At 66.1% G+C, this 25,237-nt stretch carries 25 protein-coding genes; 10 read left to right on the top strand and 15 right to left on the bottom strand.

The annotated features are described in order from the left end of the window. Nucleotides 1-79: 79 nt before the first annotated feature. The 4 genes from F0A16_RS04535 (at nucleotide 80) to F0A16_RS04520 (ending at nucleotide 3,920) form a co-directional block, all read left to right on the top strand. Nucleotides 80-1,450 (top strand): acyclic terpene utilization AtuA family protein, encoded by a 1,371-nt coding sequence (locus tag F0A16_RS04535; protein WP_149434214.1) that lies wholly within the window; start codon nucleotides 80-82, stop codon nucleotides 1,448-1,450. A 10-nt stretch (nucleotides 1,451-1,460) separates the two neighbouring features. Next, complete coding sequence (locus F0A16_RS04530) at nucleotides 1,461-1,787, top strand: AtuA-related protein (protein WP_149434213.1); 327 nt, start codon at nucleotides 1,461-1,463, stop codon at nucleotides 1,785-1,787. A gap of 119 nt (nucleotides 1,788-1,906) precedes the next feature. Continuing rightward, entirely contained in the window at nucleotides 1,907-3,214 is a 1,308-nt protein-coding gene (locus tag F0A16_RS04525) for a CitMHS family transporter (protein ID WP_149434212.1), read from the top strand. Nucleotides 3,215-3,242: 28 nt separating this feature from the next. After that, complete coding sequence (locus F0A16_RS04520; RefSeq protein ID WP_149434211.1) at nucleotides 3,243-3,920, top strand: alpha/beta fold hydrolase; 678 nt, start codon at nucleotides 3,243-3,245, stop codon at nucleotides 3,918-3,920. Between the two features lie 26 nt (nucleotides 3,921-3,946). Here F0A16_RS04520 and F0A16_RS04515 read toward each other — a convergent pair whose 3' ends face one another. The 6 genes from F0A16_RS04515 to F0A16_RS04490 all read right to left on the bottom strand — a co-directional run bounded on the left by F0A16_RS04515 (nucleotide 3,947) and on the right by F0A16_RS04490 (nucleotide 9,059). After that, nucleotides 3,947-4,708: an SDR family NAD(P)-dependent oxidoreductase gene (locus F0A16_RS04515; protein ID WP_149434210.1), complete on the bottom strand. Its 762-nt coding sequence runs from the start codon at nucleotides 4,706-4,708 to the stop codon at nucleotides 3,947-3,949. Nucleotides 4,709-4,758: 50 nt separating this feature from the next. Then, entirely contained in the window at nucleotides 4,759-5,046 is a 288-nt protein-coding gene (locus tag F0A16_RS04510) for a MarR family transcriptional regulator (RefSeq protein WP_149434209.1), read from the bottom strand. Continuing rightward, nucleotides 5,039-7,417, bottom strand: coding sequence for an FdhF/YdeP family oxidoreductase (locus F0A16_RS04505; RefSeq protein WP_149434208.1), 2,379 nt, complete (start codon nucleotides 7,415-7,417; stop codon nucleotides 5,039-5,041). The genes F0A16_RS04510 and F0A16_RS04505 overlap by 8 nt, the downstream gene beginning before the upstream one ends. 297 nt (nucleotides 7,418-7,714) lie before the next feature. Next, nucleotides 7,715-8,518: a formate dehydrogenase accessory sulfurtransferase FdhD gene (locus tag F0A16_RS04500; protein WP_149434207.1), complete on the bottom strand. Its 804-nt coding sequence runs from the start codon at nucleotides 8,516-8,518 to the stop codon at nucleotides 7,715-7,717. Between the two features lie 137 nt (nucleotides 8,519-8,655). Further along, nucleotides 8,656-8,787 (bottom strand): entericidin A/B family lipoprotein, encoded by a 132-nt coding sequence (locus F0A16_RS04495; RefSeq protein WP_071232719.1) that lies wholly within the window; start codon nucleotides 8,785-8,787, stop codon nucleotides 8,656-8,658. 143 nt (nucleotides 8,788-8,930) lie between these two features. Beyond that, on the bottom strand, nucleotides 8,931-9,059 hold the full coding sequence (locus F0A16_RS04490) for an entericidin A/B family lipoprotein (protein ID WP_149434206.1): 129 nt from the start codon (nucleotides 9,057-9,059) through the stop codon (nucleotides 8,931-8,933). Between the two features lie 173 nt (nucleotides 9,060-9,232). On the opposite strand from F0A16_RS04490, the gene F0A16_RS04485 reads away from it, so the two are divergent. Further along, nucleotides 9,233-9,658 (top strand): HIT domain-containing protein, encoded by a 426-nt coding sequence (locus F0A16_RS04485; protein ID WP_149434205.1) that lies wholly within the window; start codon nucleotides 9,233-9,235, stop codon nucleotides 9,656-9,658. 36 nt (nucleotides 9,659-9,694) lie between these two features. Here the strand turns inward: F0A16_RS04485 and F0A16_RS04480 are convergent, their stop codons facing one another. From F0A16_RS04480 to F0A16_RS04465, 4 genes are read right to left on the bottom strand one after another with little or no spacing between them, the layout of a single operon-like run. Beyond that, the gene (locus tag F0A16_RS04480) at nucleotides 9,695-10,780 is read right to left on the bottom strand and encodes a nickel/cobalt transporter (protein WP_239023708.1); all 1,086 of its coding nucleotides are present in this window, start codon (nucleotides 10,778-10,780) and stop codon (nucleotides 9,695-9,697) included. Further along, nucleotides 10,768-11,454 carry a DUF1007 family protein gene (locus tag F0A16_RS04475; RefSeq protein ID WP_239023707.1) on the bottom strand — a complete coding sequence of 229 codons (687 nt, stop codon included), beginning with the start codon at nucleotides 11,452-11,454 and terminating at the stop codon, nucleotides 10,768-10,770. The genes F0A16_RS04480 and F0A16_RS04475 overlap by 13 nt, the downstream gene beginning before the upstream one ends. Continuing rightward, nucleotides 11,451-11,897, bottom strand: coding sequence for a hypothetical protein (locus F0A16_RS04470; protein WP_149434204.1), 447 nt, complete (start codon nucleotides 11,895-11,897; stop codon nucleotides 11,451-11,453). Before F0A16_RS04470 ends, F0A16_RS04475 begins: the two co-directional genes overlap by 4 nt. Continuing rightward, on the bottom strand, nucleotides 11,894-12,481 hold the full coding sequence (locus F0A16_RS04465; RefSeq protein WP_149434203.1) for a hypothetical protein: 588 nt from the start codon (nucleotides 12,479-12,481) through the stop codon (nucleotides 11,894-11,896). Before F0A16_RS04465 ends, F0A16_RS04470 begins: the two co-directional genes overlap by 4 nt. Before the next feature lie 205 nt (nucleotides 12,482-12,686). On the opposite strand from F0A16_RS04465, the gene F0A16_RS04460 reads away from it, so the two are divergent. Both F0A16_RS04460 and F0A16_RS04455 read left to right on the top strand, forming a co-directional pair. Continuing rightward, a complete protein-coding gene (locus F0A16_RS04460; protein ID WP_149434552.1) occupies nucleotides 12,687-13,826 on the top strand; it encodes a glycerate kinase in 1,140 nt (379 codons plus the stop codon). 180 nt (nucleotides 13,827-14,006) lie between these two features. After that, nucleotides 14,007-14,486: a Dps family protein gene (locus F0A16_RS04455; RefSeq protein WP_110598074.1), complete on the top strand. Its 480-nt coding sequence runs from the start codon at nucleotides 14,007-14,009 to the stop codon at nucleotides 14,484-14,486. A gap of 78 nt (nucleotides 14,487-14,564) precedes the next feature. Here F0A16_RS04455 and F0A16_RS04450 read toward each other — a convergent pair whose 3' ends face one another. Continuing rightward, nucleotides 14,565-16,121 carry a DNA recombination protein RmuC gene (locus F0A16_RS04450; protein ID WP_149434202.1) on the bottom strand — a complete coding sequence of 519 codons (1,557 nt, stop codon included), beginning with the start codon at nucleotides 16,119-16,121 and terminating at the stop codon, nucleotides 14,565-14,567. 239 nt (nucleotides 16,122-16,360) lie between these two features. Here F0A16_RS04450 and F0A16_RS04445 point away from each other — a divergent pair, with 239 nt between their 5' ends. The 3 genes from F0A16_RS04445 (at nucleotide 16,361) to F0A16_RS04435 (ending at nucleotide 18,707) form a co-directional block, all read left to right on the top strand. After that, entirely contained in the window at nucleotides 16,361-16,924 is a 564-nt protein-coding gene (locus F0A16_RS04445) for a type 1 glutamine amidotransferase domain-containing protein (RefSeq protein WP_149434201.1), read from the top strand. A 108-nt stretch (nucleotides 16,925-17,032) separates the two neighbouring features. Continuing rightward, nucleotides 17,033-17,461: a DUF1090 domain-containing protein gene (locus F0A16_RS04440; RefSeq protein WP_149434200.1), complete on the top strand. Its 429-nt coding sequence runs from the start codon at nucleotides 17,033-17,035 to the stop codon at nucleotides 17,459-17,461. A 79-nt stretch (nucleotides 17,462-17,540) separates the two neighbouring features. Then, nucleotides 17,541-18,707, top strand: coding sequence for an App1 family protein (locus F0A16_RS04435; RefSeq protein ID WP_338100590.1), 1,167 nt, complete (start codon nucleotides 17,541-17,543; stop codon nucleotides 18,705-18,707). A gap of 379 nt (nucleotides 18,708-19,086) precedes the next feature. Here the strand turns inward: F0A16_RS04435 and F0A16_RS04430 are convergent, their stop codons facing one another. From F0A16_RS04430 to F0A16_RS04415, 4 genes are all read right to left on the bottom strand, one after another. Next, complete coding sequence (locus F0A16_RS04430) at nucleotides 19,087-20,562, bottom strand: aminoacyl-histidine dipeptidase (RefSeq protein WP_149434199.1); 1,476 nt, start codon at nucleotides 20,560-20,562, stop codon at nucleotides 19,087-19,089. A gap of 163 nt (nucleotides 20,563-20,725) precedes the next feature. Then, a complete protein-coding gene (locus tag F0A16_RS04425; protein WP_149434198.1) occupies nucleotides 20,726-23,065 on the bottom strand; it encodes a tRNA(Met) cytidine acetyltransferase TmcA in 2,340 nt (779 codons plus the stop codon). Nucleotides 23,066-23,074: 9 nt separating this feature from the next. After that, nucleotides 23,075-23,488 (bottom strand): hypothetical protein, encoded by a 414-nt coding sequence (locus F0A16_RS04420; RefSeq protein ID WP_149434197.1) that lies wholly within the window; start codon nucleotides 23,486-23,488, stop codon nucleotides 23,075-23,077. Between the two features lie 189 nt (nucleotides 23,489-23,677). Beyond that, nucleotides 23,678-25,228 (bottom strand): DHA2 family efflux MFS transporter permease subunit, encoded by a 1,551-nt coding sequence (locus tag F0A16_RS04415; protein WP_149434196.1) that lies wholly within the window; start codon nucleotides 25,226-25,228, stop codon nucleotides 23,678-23,680. Nucleotides 25,229-25,237 lie beyond the last annotated feature (9 nt).

The following is a 25,237-nucleotide window of genomic DNA, read 5'->3' as shown; positions in this document are numbered from 1 at the left end:
AATTCATAAGATATATGGCTTTGCCTGATGTTGTCGCGCTGCGCCATTGTCTCTCCATCGATGAATCGACGGATCCAACATGTCCTCTCCCTCTACACGACTGGCGCATATCGGCTGCGGGGCCGGTTTTGCCGGCGACCGACCCGACGCGGCGATCGCGCTGGTGGCGGCGCTCGCCGAACGCTACGGCCCGCGCTATCTGTTCTTCGAGCTGCTGGCCGAGCGCACCCTGGCCGAGGCCCAGCTGCGGCGGCTGGACGATCCCGATCTCGGCTACGCCACGCATCTGTTCGCGTTTCTCGAGCCGATCCTCGCCTCCTGCCTGACTCACGGCATCCCGATCATCACCAACGGCGGCGCCGCCAACCCCGTGGCGGCGGCGCGACGCCTGCGGCGAGAGCTCGAATCACAGGGGCTCGAGGCCAAAATCGCCTGCGTGCTGGGCGATGACCTGGGCGATGCGCTCGACGGCACGGTGGCGACGGCCGATTGGCTTCCCGCCGACTGCCCGCGCGACGAGATCGTTTCCTGCAACGTCTACATCGGTGCGGAAGCGGTTGCCGACGCCTTGCGTGAGGGCGCCAACATCGTCATCGGCGGTCGGCTGGCGGATCCGTCGATGGTGGTCGGCGCGCTGCGTCACGCCCATGGCTGGGCCGCCGACGACTGGCAACGCCTGGCGGTGGCCACGGCCGCCGGCCATCTGCTGGAGTGCGGCACCCAGGTTACCGGCGGCTATTTCGCCGACGCGGGACGCAAGGCCATTCCCGACCCCGCCCATCTCGGCTGCCCGATCGCCGAAGTCGGCAGCGACGCCAGCCTGGTCATCACCAAGACGCCGGGCAGCGGCGGCTGCGTCACCGAGCAGACGGTCAAGGAGCAACTGCTCTACGAGGTCCACGATCCTTCGGCCTACCTGACCCCGGACGTCACCCTCGATCTCTCCCGGGCAAGCCTGGAGACGCTGGGTCCGGATCGGGTCGCGGTACACGGCATTCAGGGCCACCCGGCCCCGGCGACGCTGAAGGGCAATCTGGGGCTGCGCGGGCTGTGGTTCGGCGAGGCGGGAATCTCCTACGCCGGCCCCGGCGCGGTGGAGCGAGCCCGGCTGGCCATGGACATTCTGCGTCAGCGGCTGGACGACCGGCTGCCGCACCTGCAGCCCCATTTCGACCTGATCGGCGTCGCCAGCCTGTTCAACGATGGCGGTGGCGAGTGGCTGGCGGATCGTCTGCAGGATACCCCCGCCGTCGAGGACGTCCGCCTGCGCCTGGGCATCGTCGATCGCGACCGCGAGGCCGTCGAGCAGGCGCTGCAGGAGCTCGAGGCGCTCTACCTCAACGGGCCGGCCGGCGGTGGCGGCGTCCGCCGACAGCTCGGCGAATCGCTGCGCACCCGCTCCTTTCTGATCGCGCGCGACCGGGTGACACCGTTTGTGGCCTGGCAATGAGGTATCGACGATGAAACCGGACGTCCTGCTCGCCGACTTCGCCCACGCCCGCGCCGGCGACAAGGGCAACACGCTGAACGTGGCCGTGTTCGCCTTCGAGCGCCGTCACTACGCCTGGCTGGAGCAATATCTCTCCGCCGAGACGGTGGCGACGCGCTTCGGCCACCGCCATCCGCACAAGGTCACGCGTCACTGCCTGCCCCAGCTCGACGGCATCAACTTCGTCATCGAGGGCGCGCTGGAGGGTGGGGTCAACCAGAGCGCAACCCTCGACCGCCACGGCAAGAGCCTGAGCTACCTGCTGCTGGGCATGCGTCTGCCAGCGCCCGACGACTGAGCGCGACTGGTATCGGCGCGTCGTGACGATCACCGGACGCTGAACGGCGGTGCCATGCGCACCGTTTCCATCCAAGAGGCGCCCAAGCGCCCCGATCTACGCCAACTCACGGAGCCATCATGATAACAACGCTCGGATTCGTGATGATGCTGGGCATCATCGCACTGATACTGCTCAAACGACTGACCCCGGTGGTGGCGTTCGCCCTGGTCCCGGTCGCCGCCAGCCTGCTGGCGGGGTTCACTCCCGCCGAGACCGGCGGCTTCATCAAGGATGGCCTCACCGCCGTCGCCCCGACCGCGACGCTGTTCATCTTCGCCATTCTCTACTTCGGGATCATGCGCGAGCGCGGCATGTTCGACCCGCTGGTCAACTTCCTGATCGAGCGCACCCGGGGCGAGCCGCTCCGAGTCGCCATCGTCACCGTGCTGGTGGCCGCCATCGCCCATCTCGACGGCGTCGGCGCGGCCACCTTCCTGCTCACGATCCCGGCCTTCCTGCCGCTCTACCAGCGCCTCAACATGAGCCCGCTGATCCTGCTCTGCTTGGTCGGGCTGAGCGCCGGCGTGATCAACATGGTGCCGTGGGGCGGCCCGACGGCCCGCGCGGCGGCCACCGCCGGCGTGGACGCCTCCGAACTGTGGCTGCCGCTGATACCGGTGCAGGCGCTGGGGATCGTGCTGCTGCTGGGGCTGGCGAGCTACTTCGGCGTCAAGACGCAGCGCCACAACCGGGCCAACGGGTATGGCCATGCCGGCGGCGACATGAGCGCCTACCTGCTGCCGCCGCGGAAAACGGCACTGCCGATCAGCGACTGGCGCTATTGGGCCAACGTGGCGCTGACGTTGATCATTCTGCTGATCCTGTTCACCGGCGCCTTTCCGCTCTATGCCAGCTTCATGGTCGGTCTCGGCATCGCCCTGCTGCTCAACTACCCGCGTCCGGAAGCCCAGGGCAAGGAACTGGCCAGGCATGCCAACGATGCCCTGCAGATGGCGCTGGTGATGCTGGCGGCCGGCATCCTGCTCGGTATCCTGGCCGGCGCGGGCATGTCGGAAGGCATGGCCGGTGCGCTGATCGAGCTGCTGCCCGCGGGGTCGGCGAGCGTGCTGCACCTGATCGTCGGCGTCTTCGGCGTGCCGCTGGGCATGCTGTTCTCGCCGGACGCCTACTATTTCGCGTTGATGCCGATCGTGCGCGACATCGCCACCGCCGCCGGCGTTCCCGTGGAGGCGGTCGCCCGGGCGATGCTGATCGGCGAGAACACCGGCTTCAGCATCAGCCCGGTGGTGCCCAGCGTCTATCTGGCCATCGGCCTGGCCGGCGTCGAGCTGCGCGAGCATCTCAAGTTCACCTTCCTGTGGGCCTGGGGCATCGGCATCATCCTGCTTGCCTTCGCCTGGCTGATCGGCGCCATCGGTGGCTGATCGCGTCGGCGGCGGGCCAGGACGATTGATGGCACTGCCCGGCACGCTGCTGCCACCGACGATCTTCGCTCCGGTAGCGCTCGCGGCCGGCTGGACGTGGCAGCCGCTCGACTGGCTGGCCGGGCCGGGCGACGGCGACCTGGAGGTCGCCGCCAGCGAGATCGTCGCCCGCTGGCCGGCACGAGAGCTGGGCCATCGGGTTCTGGTAGGCCACTCGGCCGGCGGGGTCGTTGCGTTGCAGGTCGCGGCAGCACTGGGCGCTCGCCTCGACGGACTGGTATTGATCGGTACCGGGGCCAGCGCCGTCGATCACGGCGATCCCGATCTGCCGCAGCGCCTGCTGGCACAGTGGGGGGAGGCTTTCATCAATGCCTTCCTGTTGCGCTGCGTCGGACGGGCAGCGCTGGATCGTCACGGCGATGCACTGCGTCGCTACGCTCTCGCCACCGGCCCCGAGCGCGCCCATCGCGCCATGACCAGCCTGCGCGGCCTCGATCTCACCCCGCAGTTAGGCGAGATCCGCTGCCCGACGCTCATCGTCCATGGCCAACAGGATCCGGCACGCTCTCTTCGACACGCCCAGGTACTGGCTTCAGGTATCGCCGATGCGAGGCTCGAGACGCTCGATGCCGGCCATACGCCGATGCTCGAATGCCCCGACGCGCTGGCCGCCTGCCTCGACGATTTTCTCAGCGAGCTCGGCTAGCCAGAGTAACGTCAGCCAAAGTACCGTCAACCAAAGTACTGGGCGCCGTTGATGTCGACGATGGTGCCGGAGACGAAAGCGGCACCGTCGCTGGCCAGCCACAGCGCCGCCGAAGCGACGTCCTCGGGCAATCCGGCCCGCCCGGCGGGAATCGTCTCGATGGTGGCGCGTTTGGATTCGTCGGTGGTGAAGGTCGCGTGGAACGGCGTCGCCTCGATGAAGCCCGGCGCCAGCGCATTGACGGTGATGCCGCGACCGGCCACTTCCTTGGCCAGCCCCCGGGTGAAGCCGAACAGCGCCGCCTTGGCGGTGGCGTAGGCCGTCGCACCGGGATGGCCGCCGTTGCGTCCGGCCAGCGAGGAGACGGTCACGATGCGTCCACCATCGCGAAACAGCGGTAGCAGGTGGTGAGTGACCAGGAAGACCGAATCCACGTTGAGCGCCTGCACCTGACGCCACAGCGACAACGGCATCTCTTCGATGGTCGAACGCTGGACCAGACCGCCGGCGTTGTTGATCAGGATATCGATCGCGCCGATCTCGGCTTGCAGCCAGCTCGCGAAGCCCTCGACGGCCGACTCATCGGTCACGTCCAGCGACCGGGCCAGCGCCGTGTCGCCGCCGCTCGCGGTCAGCGCTGCCAGCACCTCGGCATCGGGCTCGTGGGAGCGATAGGTAATAACCACTCGCGCCCCGGCAGCGGCCAGCGCCTGGGCGATGGCGAAACCGATCCCCACCCCGCCGCCGGTGACGACGGCGACCCTTCCCTTCAGTTGATCGTCTGGCATATCGCTCCCTCTTGGCGGTTATCGTGACAGTCGTCGATACCGGCATTGAGTCAGCAAGTGGCGGGCAAAATCAACCGCAGGGCAGGACTGGCGCCACCGGCCGGCGTGGCCGTGACCCAGCCGCCAGCTTCGAGCTCGGCCGCCGCGCGACGAATCAGAGCGTGTTCGATTCCCAGCCGACGGGACATCAGCGCCGTGGAGACACCGCTTTCCCTCGCCGCGTCGGACTGGCGAACCGCCAGCAGCACCAGCACCGCCAGCGGGTCGAGTTCGGGGTGTTCCGCCTGCAGCGCCACCAGCCGGCGCTGCAGGGCTTGCGGGTCGAGCGGATCAGGCAAGCCGCGCGCTCGCCTCGAGCCTGACGGCAATCGACTTGGAGGCCGGGGTGTGGCTGAAGTCGCCCTTGTGGGCGAGCGGAATCAGCGGGTTGGTCTCCGGATAGTAGGCGGCGGCACACCCCTGCGGGGTGTCGTAGGCGACGATCTTGAAACCGTCGACACGGCGGACGACACCATCGCCGGACTCGCCCACCAGATCGACCCACTGCCCCGCCTCGAAGCCGAGGCGCGCGATGTCGTCACGGTTGAGGAAGATCACCTGTCGGCCACCCTCGATGCCGCGATAGCGGTCGTCGTAGCCGTAGACGGTGGTGTTGTACTGGTCGTGGGAGCGCATCGTCTGCAGCGTCAGCCAGCCTTCCCGCGAGGCCAGCTGCTGGTGCATCACCTCGCTCGGCAGCGGATCGTCGGAAAACTCGGCCTTGCCGGTCGCGGTGCCGAATTCAAGCCGGACAACCGGATTGGCGAGCCAGAAGCCGCGCGGCACCCGAACGCGGGCGTTGAAGTCGTGGAACCCAGGAATCACCGCGGCGATATGCTCGCGAATGACGTCGTAATCCTCGCGCATCGCGGCCCAGTCGACCGCCTCGCTGCCGCGATCTTGATCGCCGATCCCATCGCTGGCGAACAGCCGCTCGGCGATGCCGGTCAGGATGGCGATCTCGGAACGCAGCGCGCTGTCCGCCGGCTTGTTGATGCCGGCGGAGCCGTGGACCATGCTCATCGAGTCCTCCACCGTGATCAGCTGGGACTTCCCGGCCGCGTTGCGGTCGATCTCGCTGCGGCCGATGCATGGCAGGATCAGCGCCTTCTCGCCGGTCACCAGGTGGCTGCGGTTGAGCTTGGTGCTGATGAACGCCGTCAATCGGCAGTTGGCCATCGCCTGTTCGGTGACGACGCTATCGGAGATCGCGCGGGTGAAGTTGCCCCCCAGACCGAGGAAGACCTTGCCCGGCTGGTCGCGCATCGCCTCGACCGCGGCGACGGAATCGACCCCGTGTTCGCGTGGCATCGGCCGCGCGTACTGCGCTTCGAGCGCATCCAGCAGCGCATCCGAGGGCTTCTCGTAGATGCCCATGGTGCGGTCGCCCTGAACGTTGGAGTGGCCACGAACCGGCGAGGTGCCGGCGCCGGGCTTGCCCAGGTTGCCGCGCAGCATCAGCAGGTTGACGATCTCGCGCACCGTCGGCACCGAGTGGACGTGCTGGGTGATCCCCATCGCCCAGCAGGCGATGGTGGCGTTGGAGCGCGCATAGAGCTCGGCGGCCTGCTCCATCTCCTCCCGGGTCAGACCGGACTGGGCTTCCAGCGTCGTCCACTCGGTCGCCTCGACGCGAGCGCGATAGGCTTCCAGGTGCGCGGTGTGCTGGGCCATGAACTGGTGGTCGAGCACGGCTTCCCCGGCGGCGTCGCGGGCGAACAGCGCCTTGGCCATGCCCCGCACCACCGCCATGTCGCCGCCCAGCTTGGGCCGGAAGTAGTGGCTGCTGATGCGGTGGCTGCCGTTGTGCAGCATCTCCAGCGGCTTCTGCGGATCGGCGAATTTCTCGAGCCCGCGCTCCTTCAGGGTATTGAAGGTGACGATGGTCGCCCCGCGCTCCGCCGCCTCCCGCAGCACGCCGAGCATGCGCGGATGGTTGGTGCCCGGGTTCTGTCCGAAGACAAAGATTGCCTCCGCCTTCTCGAAATCTTCCAGCCGCACGCTGCCCTTGCCGGTGCCCAGCGCAGCGTTGAGCGCCACGCCGCTGGCTTCGTGGCACATGTTGGAGCAGTCCGGCAGGTTGTTGGTACCCGACAGACGCGCCAGCAGCTGGAACACGTAGGCGGATTCGTTGCAGGCCTTGCCGGAGGTGTAGAAGATGCCGTCGTCCGGGGTCGGCAGCGCCTTGAGCTCGGCGGCGATCAGATCGAGCGCCTCGTCCCACGCCACCGGCTCGTAATGATCGGTCTCGGCGTTGTAGCGCATCGGCTCGACCAGACGCCCCTGGTCCTCGAGCCGATAGTCGTCCCAGGTCTTCAGTTCGCTGACGCTGTACCTGGCGAAAAACTGCCGGGTGACGCGCTTGGCGGTCGCTTCCCAGGTTACCGCCTTGACACCGTTCTCGCAGAACTCGAACGACGAGCCGTGCTCCGGATCTCCCCAGGCGCAACCCGGGCAGTCGAATCCGTCCGGCTGGTTGAGCTTGAACAGCGAGCGCGCATTGAGTGCCGGCGATCGGCTGTGCAACAGATGCCTGCCCACCGACTTCAGCGCGCCCCAGCCACCGGCCGGATTGTGATAGTTGAATATCCTGGGTGCCTTGGCCACCACGCTGCTCGAGACATCCTCGGCGGGGGACTCGCGACGGGGCTCTCGTTGAAACTGGGACATGCTTTTCCTTACACGTTCGGTGACGACCGGAAATCGCGGACGCCCGCCCGTCGGCGCGCAGCGATACGATCGGCATGGGGCCGGCATGAGATACTGGATTCGGTGTCGGCGCAAAGCGCCTGCTGCACTCGAGACGCGACGAGCTCGCTTCAGACGTTGGTCGTAATACAAAAGTATATTACGCCGCTAACGTTTCGGCTGTCGACAACTTGCGGGAGCAGGCAGGCGCGCGGGACGGGATAACGTATCGGCCAATACGCGCCGGGCTTGAGAGGGAGGTAAGGTCGAGGGCCTGATTCAGCCGTCGCCGCGGCTCAGCAGTTCGAGCCGCCTGCCCCGATGGCAGTTGATCAGGGTCAGATTGCAGGTTCGCGCGACTTCCACCGCGAGCCGCGAGGGATAGGAGAGCGTCGCCAGCGCCGGAATCCTGGCCCGGACGCTCTTCTGCACGAGCTCGAGGCTGCAGCGACTGGAGGTCATCACCAGCGCCGGCATGAGGCCGGCCATCAGGCTTTCGCCGATCACCTTGTCCAGCGCGTTGTGGCGCCCGATATCGCGGCCGACGGTGACGATCCGGCCATGCTCGGAAAGCCCCAGGGCCAGATGCACGCCGGGCGAGGACTCGGTTCGCAGCGCCTCCAATCCCGAACCGAGACTCTCGACGGGCGGCAAGGCCGCCACAGGAAGCCGGGTCAGTCCGAACAGCAGTTGCGACTCCTCCTGCACCCCACAGGCGCCGCAGCCGCTGGTCGACAGGGTCGCCCTCGCCTGGCTGCCGGCGCGTCGGGCAATCCGCTCGGCCACTTGCAGCCGCACCCGAAAGCCGTGCCGGCTGGTCTCGACCGCGATCGCTCCGACATCGGCGTATCGGTCGATCACCCCCTCGCTGAACGCGAAACCGACCGCCAACGCCTCGAGCTGATCCGGCGTCGCCAGCACGGTGGCGTAGGCGGTGTCGTTGAAAACGATGGAAACGGGGGACTCCTGCGGTCCGGGCAGCGTGTCGAGGGAGAGCGGGCTGGCATCATCGTAGCTGGCCAGCGGTTCGCGGTCGCTTGCGTGACCAGACGGGCTGGATTCGGTGCCGAGAGGAGATGTCATGGTGGACTCCGGTCTATCGATGGTTGCCGGGGAGGCAATCTGACGATATCACGCGGCGGAGGGATGGGACGGGGAATCTCCAGGTCGAATAAGAGGAGAAACCAACGCCCGAACCTCGAGGATCGGGCATTCGGCTATCAGCTGGCTGCGTCCTGGACGGCTTCGCCACCGGCTTCGACGTCCTTGCCGGCGCCATCGACCGTGTTACAGCCTGCCAGGATACCAGCGCTGAACAGTGCGAACAGAGAGAAAGCAATTAGGCGTTTCATGATGTCGTCCTCCTTAACGTTTTGGGCGGATGGACGCGTGGCCCATCCGGGCCGTTTTGTTAGCCAGCCTGTGATCAAAATAGCAGAGAGACGCGCGACGCGTACGATATCTTGCCTAACTCGCGGATTTAACGTCCAAACCGCTATTGCGACGCATTCTGGATCTTCTCGCCGCCGCGCTCGATGTCCTTGCCCAGGCCATGCATCGTATTGCAGGCGCTCAGCATCAATATCAGGCAGCCGACGGCCAGCCATCCCAATCCAGCTTTCATCACGGTGTTCCTCGTTCCGGGACCGCCGCCGCGCCCGACCACTCACGAGCAAAGCGGCAAAAACGAAAGCTTACCACCGTTGCCCCCGTTCGCGGCGCAACTCGACGCTCCCGCAGCCTCGACGTAGAGTGACGCCTTGCGATCCGCTTCTCCCCTTCACCGTCGGAGGCGTCATGCCCAACTTCACGCTCGACTCTCGCTTGCAACAGGACAGCATTCATGTCGTCGACCTGCCCTTGTGTCAGGTTCGCCTGAGCGGTGATGCCCGCTATCCCTGGGTCATCCTGATCCCGCAGCGCGCGGATGTCGTCGAAATCTACGATCTGCCGGGCGACGAGCAGGTGCGCCTGTGGCAGGAAGCCACACGGCTGGGAAAAGCGATGATGGCGTTCTACGAAGGAGACAAATTGAACATCGCCACGCTCGGAAACGTGGTAGCGCAGTTTCACCTCCACGTCATCGTGCGATTCTCCGGCGATGCCGCCTGGCCCGGCCCGGTCTGGGGCCACGGCAGCGCCGAAGCCTATTCGGGCGATGCCCTCGAGCAGCGTCGTGCAGAGATCGCTCGACTGGCGAGCGCGGCAATTTCGTCACCCTGATATCGACCGGGAGAAGCAACGCTACCACGGCGGAAGTCAGCCTCGTCCCGCGCCGAACGGGCCCGGTGTGGGGTCGGATTGCTGCGCGGTGGGCGCGCCAAGCATGGGTGGACCGGCGGCCGGCCCTCGCTGCCACTGGGCCAGCGTCAGCGACAGGCCCAGCACCAGTATCAGCGCCCCGCCCGCCAAGCCGACCCACGACTGCCAGTGGCCGCCCCCCTTGGCGGGCTTGAGATGGCGCTTGACCCAGTCGCGCGCCAGCACGCTGAGCAGGGCCAGCGAGGAGACGGTCAGCGCCGTTCCCAGCGACATCGCCAGTACCGCGACCACGCCCTTGCCGAACTGGTCCAGCAGTGAGGCCGCGCCCAGCAGCAGCACCGCACCGCTGCAGGGACGGATGCCGATCGACAGTACCGTCAGCAGCGCCACGCACCAGTCTCCCGCCTGCCGGGGATCGATATGGTGATCGTGACCGCAACCGCAGTGGGCATCGTGGGTATGTCGCTGCGATGGCACCATCGGGCCCAGCGGCGAATGACTCGACACCGGGCTGGTCGCGACGGGCGTGAAAGCCGGGGTCGTGGTGGTCGCGGCAGGGTTGCTGGCGGTATGACACGATTGCCACAGCCGCCGCAGCGACCGGATACAGAGCCACAGCCCGACCAGGGTGACGATCGCGAAACTCGCCAGCTCCGCCTGATCGATGCTGCCCATCGCCTGCCGGGTCAACCATCCCAGACCGAACACCAGGACACCGATGATGGCGATCGCCATCACGCCCTGCAGCAGTGCCGCCAGCGCGGAGAGGCCCAGCGCGCGGCGCCAGGCGCCCCCCTGCGACGCCAGGTAGGTACTCAACACCACCTTGCCGTGGCCCGGCCCTGCGGCATGGAAGACGCCATAGCCGAAGCTCACCCCGAGCAGCACGCCCCAGGTCGTCACGTCGGGAGCATGCTTCAGCGCACTGACGGCCTCGACCAGGGCGTGATAGAACTCGCCCTGCCAGAAGACGATCTGCACCGCGACCTGCTGCCACCACCCCAATGCATAACCAACCCCGCCCGCGGCGATCAGCATCGCCAGCGGCACCAGGAACCTCAGTGTCGTTCTCAACCCGGGCACGCGATCTCTCCTGTCTCGGCAAAGAAACGCCCGAGGTTCGGCTCGCCGCTATCGCCCTTGTCCAGCATGGCCGCCTCCATCACCTTCTGCGGGTCCGGGGTCGCCTTGACGATCCGGGTGGTGCAGCCTGCCGGCGGGTGGTCGAGCTTCAGGGCATCGGGCAGTGGCTGGGAGCCGTCCTCGTTGGCCTCGTGCACCATCTCGATGTAGTAGGTGGGATCGAAGATCCGATAGCTCAGGGTATGGCCGGCCAGCCGTTGCGGTGTCGACAGCGGCAGCACGAACTCGTACACCAGCCGGTCGTCGCGATAGTCGGTATTGGTGTCGGTGACCTCCCCCTGAGCGACGGGCTGACCGTCGAGCGTGATATTGGTCAGATTGTGCTGGGTGGCGAGATTGTTGCGGATCTCCACGCCCAGCGCATCGAGACGCTGCGCCATGCTGGTACCGTCCTTGACGGTCGCCATCTCCTCCATCACCACCTGGCTGTAGAATGGATCCATGCGCCAGCGCTGGCGAAGCGCGGTCAGGTTGCCTTGATCATCGAAGACACCCTCGACGCTCATGTCCACCCAGCCGTGGGGATGAGCCAACGCCGCCGGCGACGTCCCCAGCAGCAAGCCCATCGCCAACCCCAGCCACGCGCAGTGTCGCCAAACAAACAGTCTTCTCAAGGCAGCAATCCCAGCCGGTTCTGGACGTCGACGAACAAGGGGTCGAGCGCCAGCGCGTCCAGGGGCTGGCCGCCGCGTCGACCGCTCAAGGTAAGGTAGGTATCGCCATTCTGCATCACGAGCCCCGGGGGACGTTCGCCGCCGCTGGTAACCTGGGCGTGAACTTCGTAGCCCGAGCGAGAGGCCAGCACCGCATCGATCTGGCCCAGGTCGCCGTCGCCGTGGCGAATCACGAACCCGCGCTCGGCCAGCATCGCGAGTGTCGCCTTGAGCGTCTCTCCCGCCGTGGCCTGGACGGCGATACTCCGCGGCTGTGGTTGCGGCGACACCGCACAGGCCGTCAGCAGCACCCCCCCCGCCAGCAGGCCCAGCCAGGCGATCCTGCGCGCCCCGGACCGCCATGTCACGGCTTGCCGGCGGGGTGTCGTCTCGCGATATCTCATGGCGTCACTCCGGTGGCGGACGGGTTCAGACGAGATTCGATATCCTGACGCAACTGCTGGCAAAACGAAGGTTGATTGTAGCTACGCGCGTCGATCAGATAACCGTTGTAATCGACCACCACCGAATCACGGTCGACCAGCGTCGTCTTCTCCGGTGTCACCACCGACACACGCTCGATCTGCACCGGATCGGTGTTGTAGCCACCGCCGAAGTTCTGGAACACCCCCAGCGAATAACCGTTCCTGCCCCCCAGGCCGAAACCGCCCCAGAAGCCGCTACGTCCGAACGGGCTATTCACTGCGCCCAGGCCGGGCTGTGCGGTCTTGCGCTCGGCGCTGACCAGACCCAGGGTGGCATCGGTATCGAGAATCGCATAGCCCTGGCTCTCCAGGGCATCCCGCGTGGCCCGCAGGCGCGCCAGCGGATCGCCGCTGCCGGCCGGCCAACGGCAGGCGGCGGGCAAGGCGTTGCCACCCATCGCCGAGGTAGGTTCCGGTGCCGACATGGCCTGGCATCCGCTCAATACGCCGAGTCCGACGCACATCGCTGCCCAGCAACCTAGCCGATATCGCAGATCGTTCATCACGGCATCCTCGCAGGAGATTGCGAACGGTGTTCAGCATGCCAGTTTCCCGATTCCCGTTCCATGCTCACCACCTGCGCTTCCGGCTCGGCCGATATCTCACTTCTCCTCGGGCCCCTCCATGCCCCCGTCGCTGCCGACGCGCAACAACGTTATGCTGGGCGCTGCCACGATGCGTTTCGATTCACTCCCAGCCGAGGATGCCATGAACATCGTCATCGCCCCCGATAGCTTCAAGGATGCACTTCCCGCCCGCGACGCCGCTGCCGCCATCGCCGCCGGCATCGAGCGGGAACTGCCCGACGCCATCCTGCATCAGTGTCCGATGGGCGACGGCGGCGAAGGCACGCTGGATGCCCTGCTGGCGGCGACGAACGCGGAGCGAAGGACGGCAAGTGTGCGGGATGCGCTGGGACGCGAGACCACCGCGACCTGGGGCTGGCACGAGGCTTCGCGCACCGCGTTCGTCGAGCTGGCGGAGGCCAGTGGCCTGCAGCAGCTCAAGCGTGACGAGCGTACTGCGCTCCACAGTTCGACCTTCGGGGTCGGGCAGCTGATCGTGGCAGCGCTGGACGCCGGAGCGGAGTCACTGGTACTGACCCTGGGCGGCAGTGCCACCAACGACGCTGGCGCCGGCATGCTGGAGGCCCTCGGCGGACGACTGCTCGATGATGAAGGCAACGCCCTGCCTCCCGGCGGTGCCGCACTGGCCAAACTGGCGACACTCGATCTCGATGGCCTCGACCCGCGGCTGGCCTCACTGACGGTGCAGACCGCCGTCGATGTCGACAACCCGCTGCTCGGGCCACGCGGTGCCAGTGCCGTGTTCGGCCCGCAAAAGGGGGCGACGGAGGTCGATGTCGACAGGCTGGACCGGGCGCTGTCACATTTCGCCGATCATGCCGCCAGAATTCTGGGCGAGGATTTCCGGGAACTGCCGGGAGCTGGCGCTGCTGGTGGGATGGGCTTCGCGGCTCGCGCCTTTCTCGGCGCCACTCTGCGTCCTGGCATCGAACTGATGATGGATCAGGTGGCCTTCGACGCATTGCTGGCCGACGCCGACTGGGTGATCACCGGCGAAGGACAGCTGGACGGCCAGAGCCTGTCGGGCAAGACGCCGATCGGTATCGCTCGCCGCGCCGAGCGTTTCGGCGTTCCCGTCGTCGTGCTGGCCGGACGACTGGGCGACCAGTGGCAAGTGTCTTTCGACCATGGCGTCACCGCAGCGTTTGCCCTGGCTGACGGCCCGATAACGCTGGACGAGGCGCTGGCTCGCTGTGGCGAACTGCTGGGCGATCGCGCGCGGACGCTGGCGAGGCTATGGCGGGCCGGCCCCAAAGGATGACGCGCCGGCGGGCGATCTTCCGCAAGGCTTGTATTGTCGTCATGTGGCCCTGATATACCTTGATACGGAACGCGCTTAACGTCCTGATAGAACGACGCTATCCACGCCATATCGACACTTGGATGGGGCTCCGCAGGGCGCCCGGTTACACTGTCACCATCACCTTTCAGGAGAGATACCATGTCCGACATCGATACCAATGCCATCGGTCTGCACACCTCCAGCGCCGAGCAGCTCGCGGAGAAGCTCAACACGCTGCTCGCCAACTACCAAGTGTTCTACATGAACACCCGCGGCTACCACTGGAACGTCAAGGGCGAGCAGTTCTTCGAGCTCCACGCCAAGTTCGAAGAGATCTACACCGACCTGCTGACCAAGGTCGACGAAGTGGCTGAGCGCATCCTGACCCTGGGTTACCAGCCGCTGCACGCCTACAGCGACTACGCCAAGGTTTCCCAGATTCAGGAGGACAAGCAGGTCGCCGACGGCAAGCAGTGCGTCCAGGGTCTGGTGAAGGGTTTTCAGGTCCTGATCGAACTCCAGCGCGAGCTGCTCTCCCAGGCCAGCGACGCCGACGACGAAGGCACCGCCTCCCTGGCCAGCGACTATATACGCGAGCAGGAGAAGACCGTGTGGATGCTCAACGCCTATCTGGGTTGATCACCTCTCTTCCGAACCGATCAACGCTCATGATCGAGCGCGCCTGACAGCCGCCGCCCCACGGGCGGCGGTCTGCGTTCACGATGCCGGGCTGTCATTGCCAGGACGGGCATCCTCAGGCTGGTCATCACGAGATTGGCTATCGGGAGGCTGGTCGTCGCGGACGGCGTCACCGACCCGTCGTGAGCCATCGTCGCCTCCAGGGTGACCCGCTTCGTCAGCGACATCGCCCTCTGCATCGACATCGGCATCCCGGGTCAGGTGCGCCGGAAGGTCGCGCTTCATCCGCACGCCCAGTTTGTTGAGTGCCAGCGCCTGACCGACCAGGCTGCCCTGCCCGGTCGATAGCCGTCCCATCGCCTGATCGTAGCTGCCCTGTGCTCGGCCCAGGTGGCGGCCGACATCCTCGAGGCTCGACACGAACCCCTGGAACTTGTCGAGTAGCTTGCCGGCACGCTCGGCGATATGGCGCGCGTTCTCGTTCTGGCGTTCCAGATTCCACAGGCTTGCCACAGTGCGCAGGCTGGCCAGCAGTGTGGTCGGCGTAACCACGATGATGTCGCGGGAGAAAGCCTCTTGAAACAGGCTTTCGTCATGCTGGAAGGCGACCGCGAAGGCCGGTTCGACCGGCATGAACAAGAATACGAAATCGGGCGAACGCAGTCCCGGCAATCGCGGATAGTCGCGTCCGGAGAGGGCGTCGATATGGCTTCTCACCGCTTGAACGTGCGCGCGTAGCGCCTGCTCGCGCTCGGTCTCGTCCTCGGCGTTGACGTAGCGCACGTAGGCGTTGAGCGAAACCTTGGCATCGACGATCAGGTGCTTGTCGTCGGGCAGGTAGATGACCGCATCCGGGCGCTGGCGACCCTGCTCGCCGTCGATCGAGACTTCGCGCCGGTATTCGATGTCGCGGCGCAGGCCCGAGCGCTCCAGTACCGACTCCAGCATCATTTCGCCCCAGTTGCCCTGCATCTTCTTGTCGCCCTTGAGGGCGCGGGTGAGATTGGCGGCCTCTTCGGTGATCTGGCGGTTGAGCGAGGCGAGTTGATCGATCTGCACCTTGAGCGTGGTGCGTTCGCGCACTTCCTGGCCGTGAAGCTCCTCGAAACGCTGGCGAAAGCCGCTGACCTGCTCGCGAAACGGTTTCAGCAAGGCTTCCAGGCTGTCCCGGCTCTGGGCGCTGTAGGCGCGCTGGCGCTCGTCGAAGATGCGCCCGGCAAGCGATTCGAACTCGTGCCCCATTCGCGTCTTCGCCTGCTCCAGCAACTGGAGCTGTTCCGCGTGCTGATTCTGCTGCTGCTCGTGGCGGGTCTCGAGCCGACCGTACTGCTCGCGCAGTGTCGCCAGGCGCTCGTTGAGGGCCTCGATTTGCTGCTCGCGGGTGCCGAGCTGCTGCTGCAGTTGCGCCTGGCGCTCGCGCAGATCGTCCTGCTGGCCGTCGCTCTGGGCCAACTCCTGCTCCAGGCGCTGGCACTGTGCCTCGCTGGCCTGGAGCCGCGTCAGCAGGCTGTCGCGCTCGCGTGCGAAACGCTGGCGCTGCCACACCACGACGCCGATCAGGATCGTCACCAGGCCACCGGTCAGGACGAGCCCGCCGGCCGACTGCAACAGCCATTCCCCCACTCCGCCATTCATCGCATCGCTTCCTCTTGACCTGGCGCCCACTCGCCACCCCGCGGCGGCCACCATCCCCGAGTCGGCGCCGGCGCGCAAGCCGCGAGCTCCAGACCGGGAGTGTCCAACGCGCGTTTTTCCTTGAACTTTGCCCAGACTATCCCAAACTTTCGAGGTAAGCCGAGACATGGACCGGGATGGCCCATGGGCTTGCTATTCATCGAAACATCAAGCCGCTATATCAAGACCAGGAGGTCAAGATGGCTCAGCAACTCAACGGCAAGCGTGTCGCAATCCTCGCCGCCAACGGCTTCGAGGAGTCAGAACTTTCCTCCCCTAGTGCCGCGCTGCAAGGCCAAGGCGTCGAGACTCACGTTATCACCCCGGACGGCAAGGGCATTCGCGCCTGGGCCGAGACGGATTGGGGCGACACCTACGAGGCGGACAAGAGTCTCGATGCGGTCAACGAATCCGACTACCATGCCCTGGTGCTGCCGGGTGGTCTGTTCAACCCTGATACGCTGCGACTCAACGACAAGGCCCTGGCGTTAGTCAGGCACTTCTTCGAAGCCGGCAAGCCGGTCGCGGCGATCTGTCACGCACCGTGGATCCTGATCAACGCCGGCGTCGTCGAGGGCCGCAAGATGACCTCGGTGCCCTCGGTCGCGCAGGATCTGAAAAATGCCGGCGCCCAGTGGTTCGACGAATCGGTCGTGGTCGACAGCGGCCTGGTCACCAGCCGCACGCCGAAGGATCTCGACGACTTCAACGGCAAGTTGCTGGAAGAGTTGGCCGAGGGCCGGCACAGCAAGCAGCACGCCTGATCGACGCTCGACAATGACCGTCCGGACGCCCACCCGAAGGTGGGCGTTTTTCGTGGGCCAACGCCCCGCTCTTCCGGCTGCCCGCCGGATCCTGACCTGGAGTCCCGCATGCTTGCCGACACCCACTTCTTCCCGAGGCCGACGATCTTCCGCTGCGCTGTCGCCCTAATCCTCACGCTTCCGATGACCTCGCAGGCCGTAGCGTCCGATATCGGCTGCGATGCCAAGCGCAAGCATCTGGAGCAGCAGCTCGCGCAAGCCAATGCCAGCGGTCAGTCTCACCATGCCGCAGGGCTGCGTCGCGCGCTGAGCGCCGTCGAGGAGCACTGCACGACGGCTTCATTGATCGACGACAGCCGCCAAACGCTTGCGGATCTTGAAGATGAACGCAAGGAGCAGCGCGAAGCGCTCGACGAAGCCACGCAGGATGACGACCGGGAGGATATCGCCAAACACCAGCGCAAACTCAAGAGACTCGATGCCGAAATCATCTCGGAGCAGCATCGATTGACAGCGCTGGAAGCGCTCGAGGAATAGACCAATGGGCCGAGACTTTGCACGATAACCCGCGAGTTCCCATACTCTTCGTTGATCAGACCGAGGATTGCCAGCTATCGTGCCCCACGCTTCCGACACTGCCTCCGAAACCGCCCGCGCTGGATCGCTCCCTCGGCTGTTCGTGACCAAGCTCGTCCACTTCACCAAGAAGCTGGTTCGCCTGTTCATCCGCCCCATGCGCGGAGGCGACAAGGGCGAGGGTGGTGTGATCGTACATCCTTATCGCGGCTACGGCTCGCATACGGAAGCCTTCATCATGGGCCGTGTCTTCCGCCAGCCCGGACGCTTGATGAAGTGGGAGAAAGGAGGGACGGCGCGCGATCTGGTCGACGTCACGCGTCGCCTGGTCAGGCATGGCGTCAGGGATGCGCGTGTCGACATCCGGCTCGGCGCGACCCATGCCACCGTCACCACCGATCGTGACGGTTACTTCCACGCCCATATCGATATCACGCACACGCTTCCGGCCGAAGCGACCTGGCACTCGGTCAAGCTGCAGGTCGTCTCCGAGGATGACGCCATCAGCACCGAGACCGAGATCTACATTCCGCCGGCGAGCACCGATCTGATCGTGATCAGCGATATCGACGATACGGTGATGTACACCGGTGTCGCCAACAAGCTGAAGATGCTCTATCGGCTATTCATGGAGAAGGCGGACCAACGCACGGCCTTCCCCGGCGTCGCGGCGCTGTATCGCGCGCTCTACGGCGGTGCCGAGGGCAATCGCAAACGCCCGATGCTGTATGTCTCGCGGGGGCCCTGGAGCATCTACGAAGTTCTCGAGATGTTCTTCAACATGAACCGTATCCCGGTCGGGCCGATCCTGTTCCTGCGCGAGTGGGGCATGACGCTCAAGCGGCCCTGGCCACGCAAGGCCGAGGATCACAAGTCCGACGTCATCTGCAACATGCTATCGCTCTACGACACGCTGCCGTTCATTCTGATCGGCGACAGCGGCCAGCGCGATCCAGAGGTCTACACCGAGATCGTCAAAATGCACCCGGATCGCGTCCGCGCCATCTACATTCGCAAGGTGGACGACGACCCGGAGCGGGACGCCGCGATCGAAGCCCTGGCCAATGAAGTCAGGCACGCCGGTTGCGAACTGATCCTCGCCCGGGATAGCGTCAGCATCGCCGAGCACGCGCTGGCGAAAGGCTATATCTCGGAAGAGGGCTGCGAAGCGGTACGCGAGGACACGCACCGCCAGCAGCAGCAATAAGGCGTTTTTATCGCTCTTTTGCTACCTGTATTGCCGCCGTTCGTAAAAGAGAGATCCGCCCCCGTGCTGGCCGTCTGATTCATGGCAATGGATCGATGCGGATTGGCGTAAAGATACTCATGCTGCGCGGCCTCTTGCAGTACCCGTTGGCCGCTGCGTTATGCAAAACTACTTGAGCTGGGGAACACCTGGCAGGATGTTGCGTTGGCGGGTTCGAGAAGTGTGCTGGCCGGCCATTCGGCTCGGCACGGACGGGGCCTTGGCAGTAGAGCGCTTGGGGAGTGGGGCCTCACCATGGCGAGCGGTCCTCCTGAGAGCGACCCGGCGGGAACGCATTGCTTCGAGGGAACCACTCGCCCTATCCGTTTTCGGATCGGTGTCAGGCGGCCTTGCCGGAGGCGATGTCGGCGACCAGCGCCTTGAGCACCTTCCAGAACTCCTCGACCGAGGCCAGCTCGGTACGCTCGGTGGGCGAGTGGGCGCCGCGAATCACCGGGCCGAAGGAGATCATCTCCAGCTGCGGGTACTTGCCACCGATGATGCCGCACTCGAGGCCGGCATGGATCACCTTCACCGCAGGATCGCTGCCCAGCTGCTCCTGGTGGAGCCGGCGAAAGCGGGTCAGCAGCGTGCTGTCGGCGCTGGGCGTCCAGCCAGGGTAGACGTTCTCGACCCGCGTCTGGGCGCCGATCAGGCCGAACAGCGCCGTGAAACGGTCCGCCAGGTTGCGCGTCGCGCTATCCCGCAGCGATCGCACCAGCGCGCAGAGATGGAAGCGTCCCTTCTCCAGCGACACCACCCCCAGGTTGTTGGAGGTCTCCACCACGCCCGGCACCTCGACGCTCATGCGCTCGACACCGTAAGGCGCGGCGTGGAGGGCGGAAACCAGCAACTGGGTAGCGGTGTCGGTCAGTGCGTCCACGTCCTCGCAGGAGACCGCTGCCGGCGACAGCGAGAGCGTCACGTCGTCGTCGACGCCGGCCAGCTCCTCGCGGTAGAGCGCCTGCAGGTCGGCGAGCGCCTGCTCCACCGCCGGCAGATGGTGTTCGTCCACCACGATGGTGGCGAACGCCTCACGAGGCAGCGCATTGCGCAGCGTGCCCCCCTGGTAGCCCACCAGTCGAATCTCGAACTCGCCCAGTCCTCGCAGCGCCCTTACCAGCAACTGATTGGCGTTGCCCCGCTCTTTGTGAATATCGGCGCCGGAGTGCCCGCCGACCAGGCCGGTCAGTGAGATGCGACGCATCACCTCCTCCTCGTCGCAGCCGCGCATCGGCAAGTCGGCGTCGACCACGACATCGGCGCCGCCGGCGCAGCCGATATAGACTTCGCCGCGATCCTCGGAGTCGAGGTTGAGCAGGTAGCGCCCCTCCAGCCAGTTCTCGTCCAGCGACAGCGCGCCCTGCAACGAGGTCTCCTCCTCCAGCGTGAACAGCGCCTCTATCGGACCGTGGTCGATGTCATCCGCCTCGAGAATCGCCAGCGCCGCCGCGACACCGAGACCATTGTCGGCGCCCAGCGTGGTACCGCGGGCATGCAGCCAGCCATCCTCGACGTAGGTATCGAGCGGATCGTTGAGGAAATCGTGAGGGTGGTCACTGTTGGCCTGCGTGACCATGTCGAGATGGCCCTGCAAGATCACGCCGGGCACGGCCTCGCAGCCCGGACTTGCCGCCTTGCGGATCCGCAAGTTGCCGTAGCTATCGCGATCATGGGTCAAGCCGTTGTCGTCGGCCCAGCGCTGCAGGGTGTCGATCAACTTCGCTTCGTGGCCAGAGGAGCGCGGCGTATTGCAGAGCGTACGAAAATGACGCCACACGGGCTCGGGGGAGAGTTGCAGCAGATGATCGTTCATGGTCGATTCCAGCCTCGTCGCGCGGCGAGCAACTCGCCGCAACGGGTGTCGAAAGAGTGATGAATGAAACCCGAGCCGCCAGCGGACCACGGCTCGTTTTGAGGTGCAAATACCTTACTCGTCTGACTGCGGCTTGACCATATGTGCCGAATGCTCGCGCACCTCAGCCAGGCACCGGTGCGGTGCCGCCGGCATCGCGACGGTCGTAGTGCCAGGCCAGCAAGTCCGCCGCCAGCCCACGCGCGGTCGCCAGGCGTTCGCGCCGCCCCTGCCGCAACAGCGTCTCGTCGCGATACTGGAACAGCGCCGGGACGGCCACCCACGCCGATCGCGTCAGGTCGCCAGGCGTCGGAGGCCCGCTCTCCTCGCACGCCAGCGAGCGCTCGACCGCGGCCAACGGCTGTTGCCGCCACCAGCCGAGCCACGCTTCCCGCAACCAGGGGCGGGCCGGGGCCAGCTCGCCGCCGGCAGCAAACCAGGCCAGTCGCTCGTGGAGATCGGCGGACAGGACCGGCGCTGCCCCCTCATGCAGCCAGGCCGCCACGACGGGAGCGTCCATGTCCCGCAATTCACCTGCCAGCAGGTCCGGCAGATGGCGCACGAAATCGTCATGCATCCGGTCGAGGAGCCGCGCCGATTCTTCCGTCAGCGCCAGAGCCATCATCTGCGCCGGTTCGCCGCTGGAGGCCTCCCGGGTCAGCCCGATCCGCAGCGAGCGAAACCCCTGCCGACGCCAGAAACGGGTTAAAGAAGGCTCCGCACCGAAGCTCACGCCCAGATGATCGACAGCGCGCTCCCGTGCCGCCGTGGCGACCCGCTCGATCATCGCCGAGCCGGTTCCCTCGCGCCTGGCCAGCGGGTGAACGGCGATCCGCATGATGCGCCACCAGCTGGCGAGCGCGGCCTCCCGGTAACCGCCGTGGGCGGCCAGCGACTGCGCCAGCAGATGACCTCGCGGTCGCCGTTGCCCCCGGTGGATCGCGTCGGCCAGAGCCGCATCGAAGCCCCCCTCCTGCTGCACCACGCAGATGCCGACGACCATGTCGCCGACGAAAGCCGCCAGCAGGTGAACATCGGGTCCGTCCAGCAGATGTCGCAGATCGCTCGGCGACGTGCGGTAGTGGGCCTGCACCAGCAGCCCGAAAATCGATCTCAGCAAGTCGTCGTCCCGGACGAGTGCCGCCCGGTCCAGCCAGACATAGGCGACCGGCATCGGGCTCGCGACAGCGGCGACGGACTCGGCGGCGACGATCTCGGCATCCAGGCACAGCAGGTCGCGGGTCAACGCTTCCAGCGGGTCACCGGCCGCCCAACGAATGGGGGTATCCAGCTGTAGCCGCCGCCACTCCGGCGTCAGCCGATCCAGCGCATCGCGCAGACGAACCTCGAACCCGCGACCGGTGCCTTCGTAGCCATGCACCGTGGTGGCGAAGGCGATCCGCGGGAAGCGACGCAACCAGTCGACCAGACGTGCCGCGGGAATCGCTGCCGCCTCGTCGACGAACAGCGTCGGCGGCGACTGCGTGTCGATATCGAGCGCCGCCAGCGCGGGAACGACCTGCTCCGGGGCCAGCCACTCGACCCGGCAGTCCCGATCGTCGACGCGAACCTCGAAACGCCCCGCGTCACGCTCGCCGCCGGGCAGTAACCGCTGGAGATGTTCGAACACTGCCTCCACCGCAATCGAACTCGATGCCGCGATCCACAGCCGTCGCTCGCCGCGCATCAGCCGACGCGCGGCCGCGATGCCCAATGCCGCACTCTTGCCACGGCCGCGATCGGCCACCAGCACCACCGGCCGACGCCGCCGCATTCGCGTCAGTCGCGAAACCGCTTCGGCCTGGTCCCGGGTCAGGCAGTCGCTGTCATCGCAGGCGCCCGCTGGGTAGTGGCTGTCGACGCCAGCGGGCGGCGAACCGGCAGTCTCCGTCTTCGGAGGCGGGCCCGGTAAGCCAGCGTCGGCTGGCCATACCACGAGTCGAGCGTCATCGCGCAGCCTTGCGCCCAGACGCTGAAGATATCGTGCCGAGAGGGTCTCCACGGGGTGAGGCCAATGCGCGAGGCGCTGGTAGTCGGCGTCCGGCGGCCACTCCGCGTCGGTCGGTCGCTGCCAGTGTCCCGGCGTCAACAGTACCAGCCAGCCCCCGGCCAGGATGGTCCCGCTGATGGCGCCGAAGGCATCCGGATCGAATCCCGCCACGGGGGAAACCGCATCGAAGATCACCAGATCGTGCTCGCTGCCCAACTGGCTGCGGGCGCGAGAGCCGCTCAGCCGCGTCACGCCCTCCGGCAATGGCAAGGCATGGCCGGAGGATGCCAACTCGGGGCCGATCCACAGCGGAGACTGCCAGCGTCCCGCCGCAATCCAGGCCCACGCCTTGCGGACCGCCTGTGGCGCGTCGTCGGCGATCCACAGCACGCCTCGCCAGCGACGGCGCCGCAGGTCGTCGCTGCGACCGGCCAGCCAGTCGCGGAGCGGGGGATGAGCATTCGAAGCGGCCATGGGCGGAGCCTAGCCGAATGCGTCGCCCAGATCGGGTTTCATCGTGGGGCAGTAACGGGCGACGGCCACCGCGAGGACGACACCGCCCAGGGTCAGCGCGACCGGCAACCAGCTGAACACGACACCGGAGGAGACGTAGAGATAGAGGAAGAACACCGTCATCACGCCGCCACCCAGCAGCCGACCGGCTCTGGTGCCGGCCAGGTAGACGCTGGCCAGCACGCCGACGAACGGGATCAACACGCTGAACAGGTTGATCACGAACTCGCGCCCGCCTTCGGCCACGCCGGGGAGGATCAGCCGCGCCACCAGTTCCCATGCCACCAGGTAGATCGCCACCGGCGCGGCAAAGCTGCCGATCAGGCGCAGCACGGTGCGGGTCGGCTCGTCGGCGCCGGGTTTGTTTGACTGAGGCGTTTTCATAGCGGCAAACCATCCTGAACGATCGAACGAAACGCTGAGGCGGGTCAGCAGGAAAGCCAGATTACAGAAAGAAGCTTCGAGCTTCGAGCTTCGAGCTTCGAGCTTCGTCAGAATGCTGCGCCGACGATCCCGGCCCGCAGCCCGCAGCCCGCAGCCCGCAGCCCGCAGCCCGCAGCCCGCAGCCCGCAGTCAATGCTCGATCTTCTTGAGCAGGAACACCAGCGGCACGCACAACAGGTAGATGCAGCCCAGCCACAGAAAGATGTCGTTGTAGGCGAGCACCTGGGCCTGGATGCCGAAGCGCTGGCCGAGCAGAGCCACCGCGCTGTGGTAAGGGTCGGCGACATGGCCGATCAGCATCGCCTGATAATTGTCGATCTGCTGCTGAACCACGACTCGCCCCTCGTTGAGCGCGGGGATCAGCTGGTTCCAGTGATAGTCCTCGCGCCAGTCGCGCACGGTGTCGAGCATCGCCAGGCCCACCGCGCCACCGAGGTTGCGCATCACGCTGAAGAGTCCGGCGGCGTTGCCCAGCTCCTGCGGCGGCAGCGTGCCCAGCGCGATCCGCGAAGCCGGGATGATGCACAGGATCATGCCCATGCCGCGCACGATCTGCGGCCAGAAGAACTCCCAGAAACCCGACTCGCTGGTCAGGTTGTTGTTCATCACCGTACCGATTCCGATCAGCGTCAGACCGAAGAACAGCAGTACGCGCAGGTCCACCGAGTTGGTCAGACGCCCCACGATCGGGGCGGTAAAGAACATCGCCACCCCGGTGACGAACATCACCTCGCCGATCTGCAGGCTCGAGTACCCCCTGACCCCGCCCAGGAACAGCGGCATCAGATAGACCAGACCATACATCGCGATCCCCACCACGAATACCAGCCCGGTGCCGATCGAGAAATTGAGATTGCGGAAGGCGTGGAGATCCACGATCGGCGAATGATAGGTGAACACCCGCCAGAAGAAGCCGATGCAGGAGGCGACGCAAAGCAGTGTCATCCACACGATCAGCTCGCTTGCGAACCAGTCGTCGCCGGGCCCCTCCTCGAGCACGAACTCGAGGCTGCCGAGAAACAGCGCGATCAGGATCAGGCCGCGAAAGTCGAGCCGCTTGGCGACACTCGCATCGCCTTCATCGATATCGAGGAAGCGCCACGCCGCCAGCGTGACCAGGATTCCCGGCACCACGTTGGCCAGAAACAACCAGTGCCAGCTGAACAGCTCGGTGACATAGCCCCCAACGGTGGGGCCGATCGACGGCGCCATGGTCACCACCATGCCGATCACGCCCTGGACGGCCCCCATGGCGCGACGCGGGAACAGTGAGAAGCTGATCGCCTGGGTGATCGGAATCATCGCGCCCCCCATGAAGCCCTGGATGGCACGTAGCACGATCAGCTGTTCGATACTGTTGGCCAGCGCACAGCCGAGGCTGGCCAGGGTGAAACCGGCACAGGAGATGACGAAGGCCACCCGCGTCGACAGCCAGCGCATCAGTACGCCGGAGAGCGGGATCATGATGATTTCAGCGACCAGGTAGGAGGTCTGGATCCAGGATATCTCGTCGCTCGAGGCCGAGACGCCGGCCTGGATCTCGTTCAGCGAGCTGGCGACGATCTGGATGTCCAGAATCGCCATGAACATGCCGAACACCGCCGCGATGAAGCCGAAGCGGTAGTGCCAGGACGGCATCTCCTGTGGGCCAGCGCCGCCTGGTGCCGCCACTTCACTCATGCCATGGAC

This window comes from Salinicola corii, from assembly GCF_008298015.1.
Classification (GTDB): domain Bacteria; phylum Pseudomonadota; class Gammaproteobacteria; order Pseudomonadales; family Halomonadaceae; genus Salinicola; species Salinicola corii.
This window is presented reverse-complemented; position numbering and strand designations above follow the sequence as displayed.

Excerpts from the sequence above, each read along its gene's own strand:
- F0A16_RS04505 (WP_149434208.1), bottom strand. The coding sequence starts at position 7,417 with ATGTCCCAGTTTCAACGAGAGCCCCGTCGCGAGTCCCCCGCCGAGGAT.
- F0A16_RS04530 (WP_149434213.1), top strand. The coding sequence starts at position 1,461 with ATGAAACCGGACGTCCTGCTCGCCGACTTCGCCCACGCCCGCGCCGGC.
- F0A16_RS04440 (WP_149434200.1), top strand. The coding sequence starts at position 17,033 with ATGCTTGCCGACACCCACTTCTTCCCGAGGCCGACGATCTTCCGCTGC.
- F0A16_RS04515 (WP_149434210.1), bottom strand. The coding sequence starts at position 4,708 with ATGCCAGACGATCAACTGAAGGGAAGGGTCGCCGTCGTCACCGGCGGC.
- F0A16_RS04460 (WP_149434552.1), top strand. The coding sequence starts at position 12,687 with ATGAACATCGTCATCGCCCCCGATAGCTTCAAGGATGCACTTCCCGCC.
- F0A16_RS04525 (WP_149434212.1), top strand. The coding sequence starts at position 1,907 with ATGATAACAACGCTCGGATTCGTGATGATGCTGGGCATCATCGCACTG.
- F0A16_RS04485 (WP_149434205.1), top strand. The coding sequence starts at position 9,233 with ATGCCCAACTTCACGCTCGACTCTCGCTTGCAACAGGACAGCATTCAT.
- F0A16_RS04520 (WP_149434211.1), top strand. The coding sequence starts at position 3,243 with ATGGCACTGCCCGGCACGCTGCTGCCACCGACGATCTTCGCTCCGGTA.
- F0A16_RS04500 (WP_149434207.1), bottom strand. The coding sequence starts at position 8,518 with ATGACATCTCCTCTCGGCACCGAATCCAGCCCGTCTGGTCACGCAAGC.
- F0A16_RS04455 (WP_110598074.1), top strand. The coding sequence starts at position 14,007 with ATGTCCGACATCGATACCAATGCCATCGGTCTGCACACCTCCAGCGCC.
- F0A16_RS04450 (WP_149434202.1), bottom strand. The coding sequence starts at position 16,121 with ATGAATGGCGGAGTGGGGGAATGGCTGTTGCAGTCGGCCGGCGGGCTC.
- F0A16_RS04470 (WP_149434204.1), bottom strand. The coding sequence starts at position 11,897 with ATGAGATATCGCGAGACGACACCCCGCCGGCAAGCCGTGACATGGCGG.
- F0A16_RS04465 (WP_149434203.1), bottom strand. The coding sequence starts at position 12,481 with ATGAACGATCTGCGATATCGGCTAGGTTGCTGGGCAGCGATGTGCGTC.
- F0A16_RS04430 (WP_149434199.1), bottom strand. The coding sequence starts at position 20,562 with ATGAACGATCATCTGCTGCAACTCTCCCCCGAGCCCGTGTGGCGTCAT.
- F0A16_RS04490 (WP_149434206.1), bottom strand. The coding sequence starts at position 9,059 with ATGAAAGCTGGATTGGGATGGCTGGCCGTCGGCTGCCTGATATTGATG.
- F0A16_RS04420 (WP_149434197.1), bottom strand. The coding sequence starts at position 23,488 with ATGAAAACGCCTCAGTCAAACAAACCCGGCGCCGACGAGCCGACCCGC.
- F0A16_RS04425 (WP_149434198.1), bottom strand. The coding sequence starts at position 23,065 with ATGGCCGCTTCGAATGCTCATCCCCCGCTCCGCGACTGGCTGGCCGGT.
- F0A16_RS04535 (WP_149434214.1), top strand. The coding sequence starts at position 80 with ATGTCCTCTCCCTCTACACGACTGGCGCATATCGGCTGCGGGGCCGGT.
- F0A16_RS04495 (WP_071232719.1), bottom strand. The coding sequence starts at position 8,787 with ATGAAACGCCTAATTGCTTTCTCTCTGTTCGCACTGTTCAGCGCTGGT.
- F0A16_RS04415 (WP_149434196.1), bottom strand. The coding sequence starts at position 25,228 with ATGAGTGAAGTGGCGGCACCAGGCGGCGCTGGCCCACAGGAGATGCCG.
- F0A16_RS04445 (WP_149434201.1), top strand. The coding sequence starts at position 16,361 with ATGGCTCAGCAACTCAACGGCAAGCGTGTCGCAATCCTCGCCGCCAAC.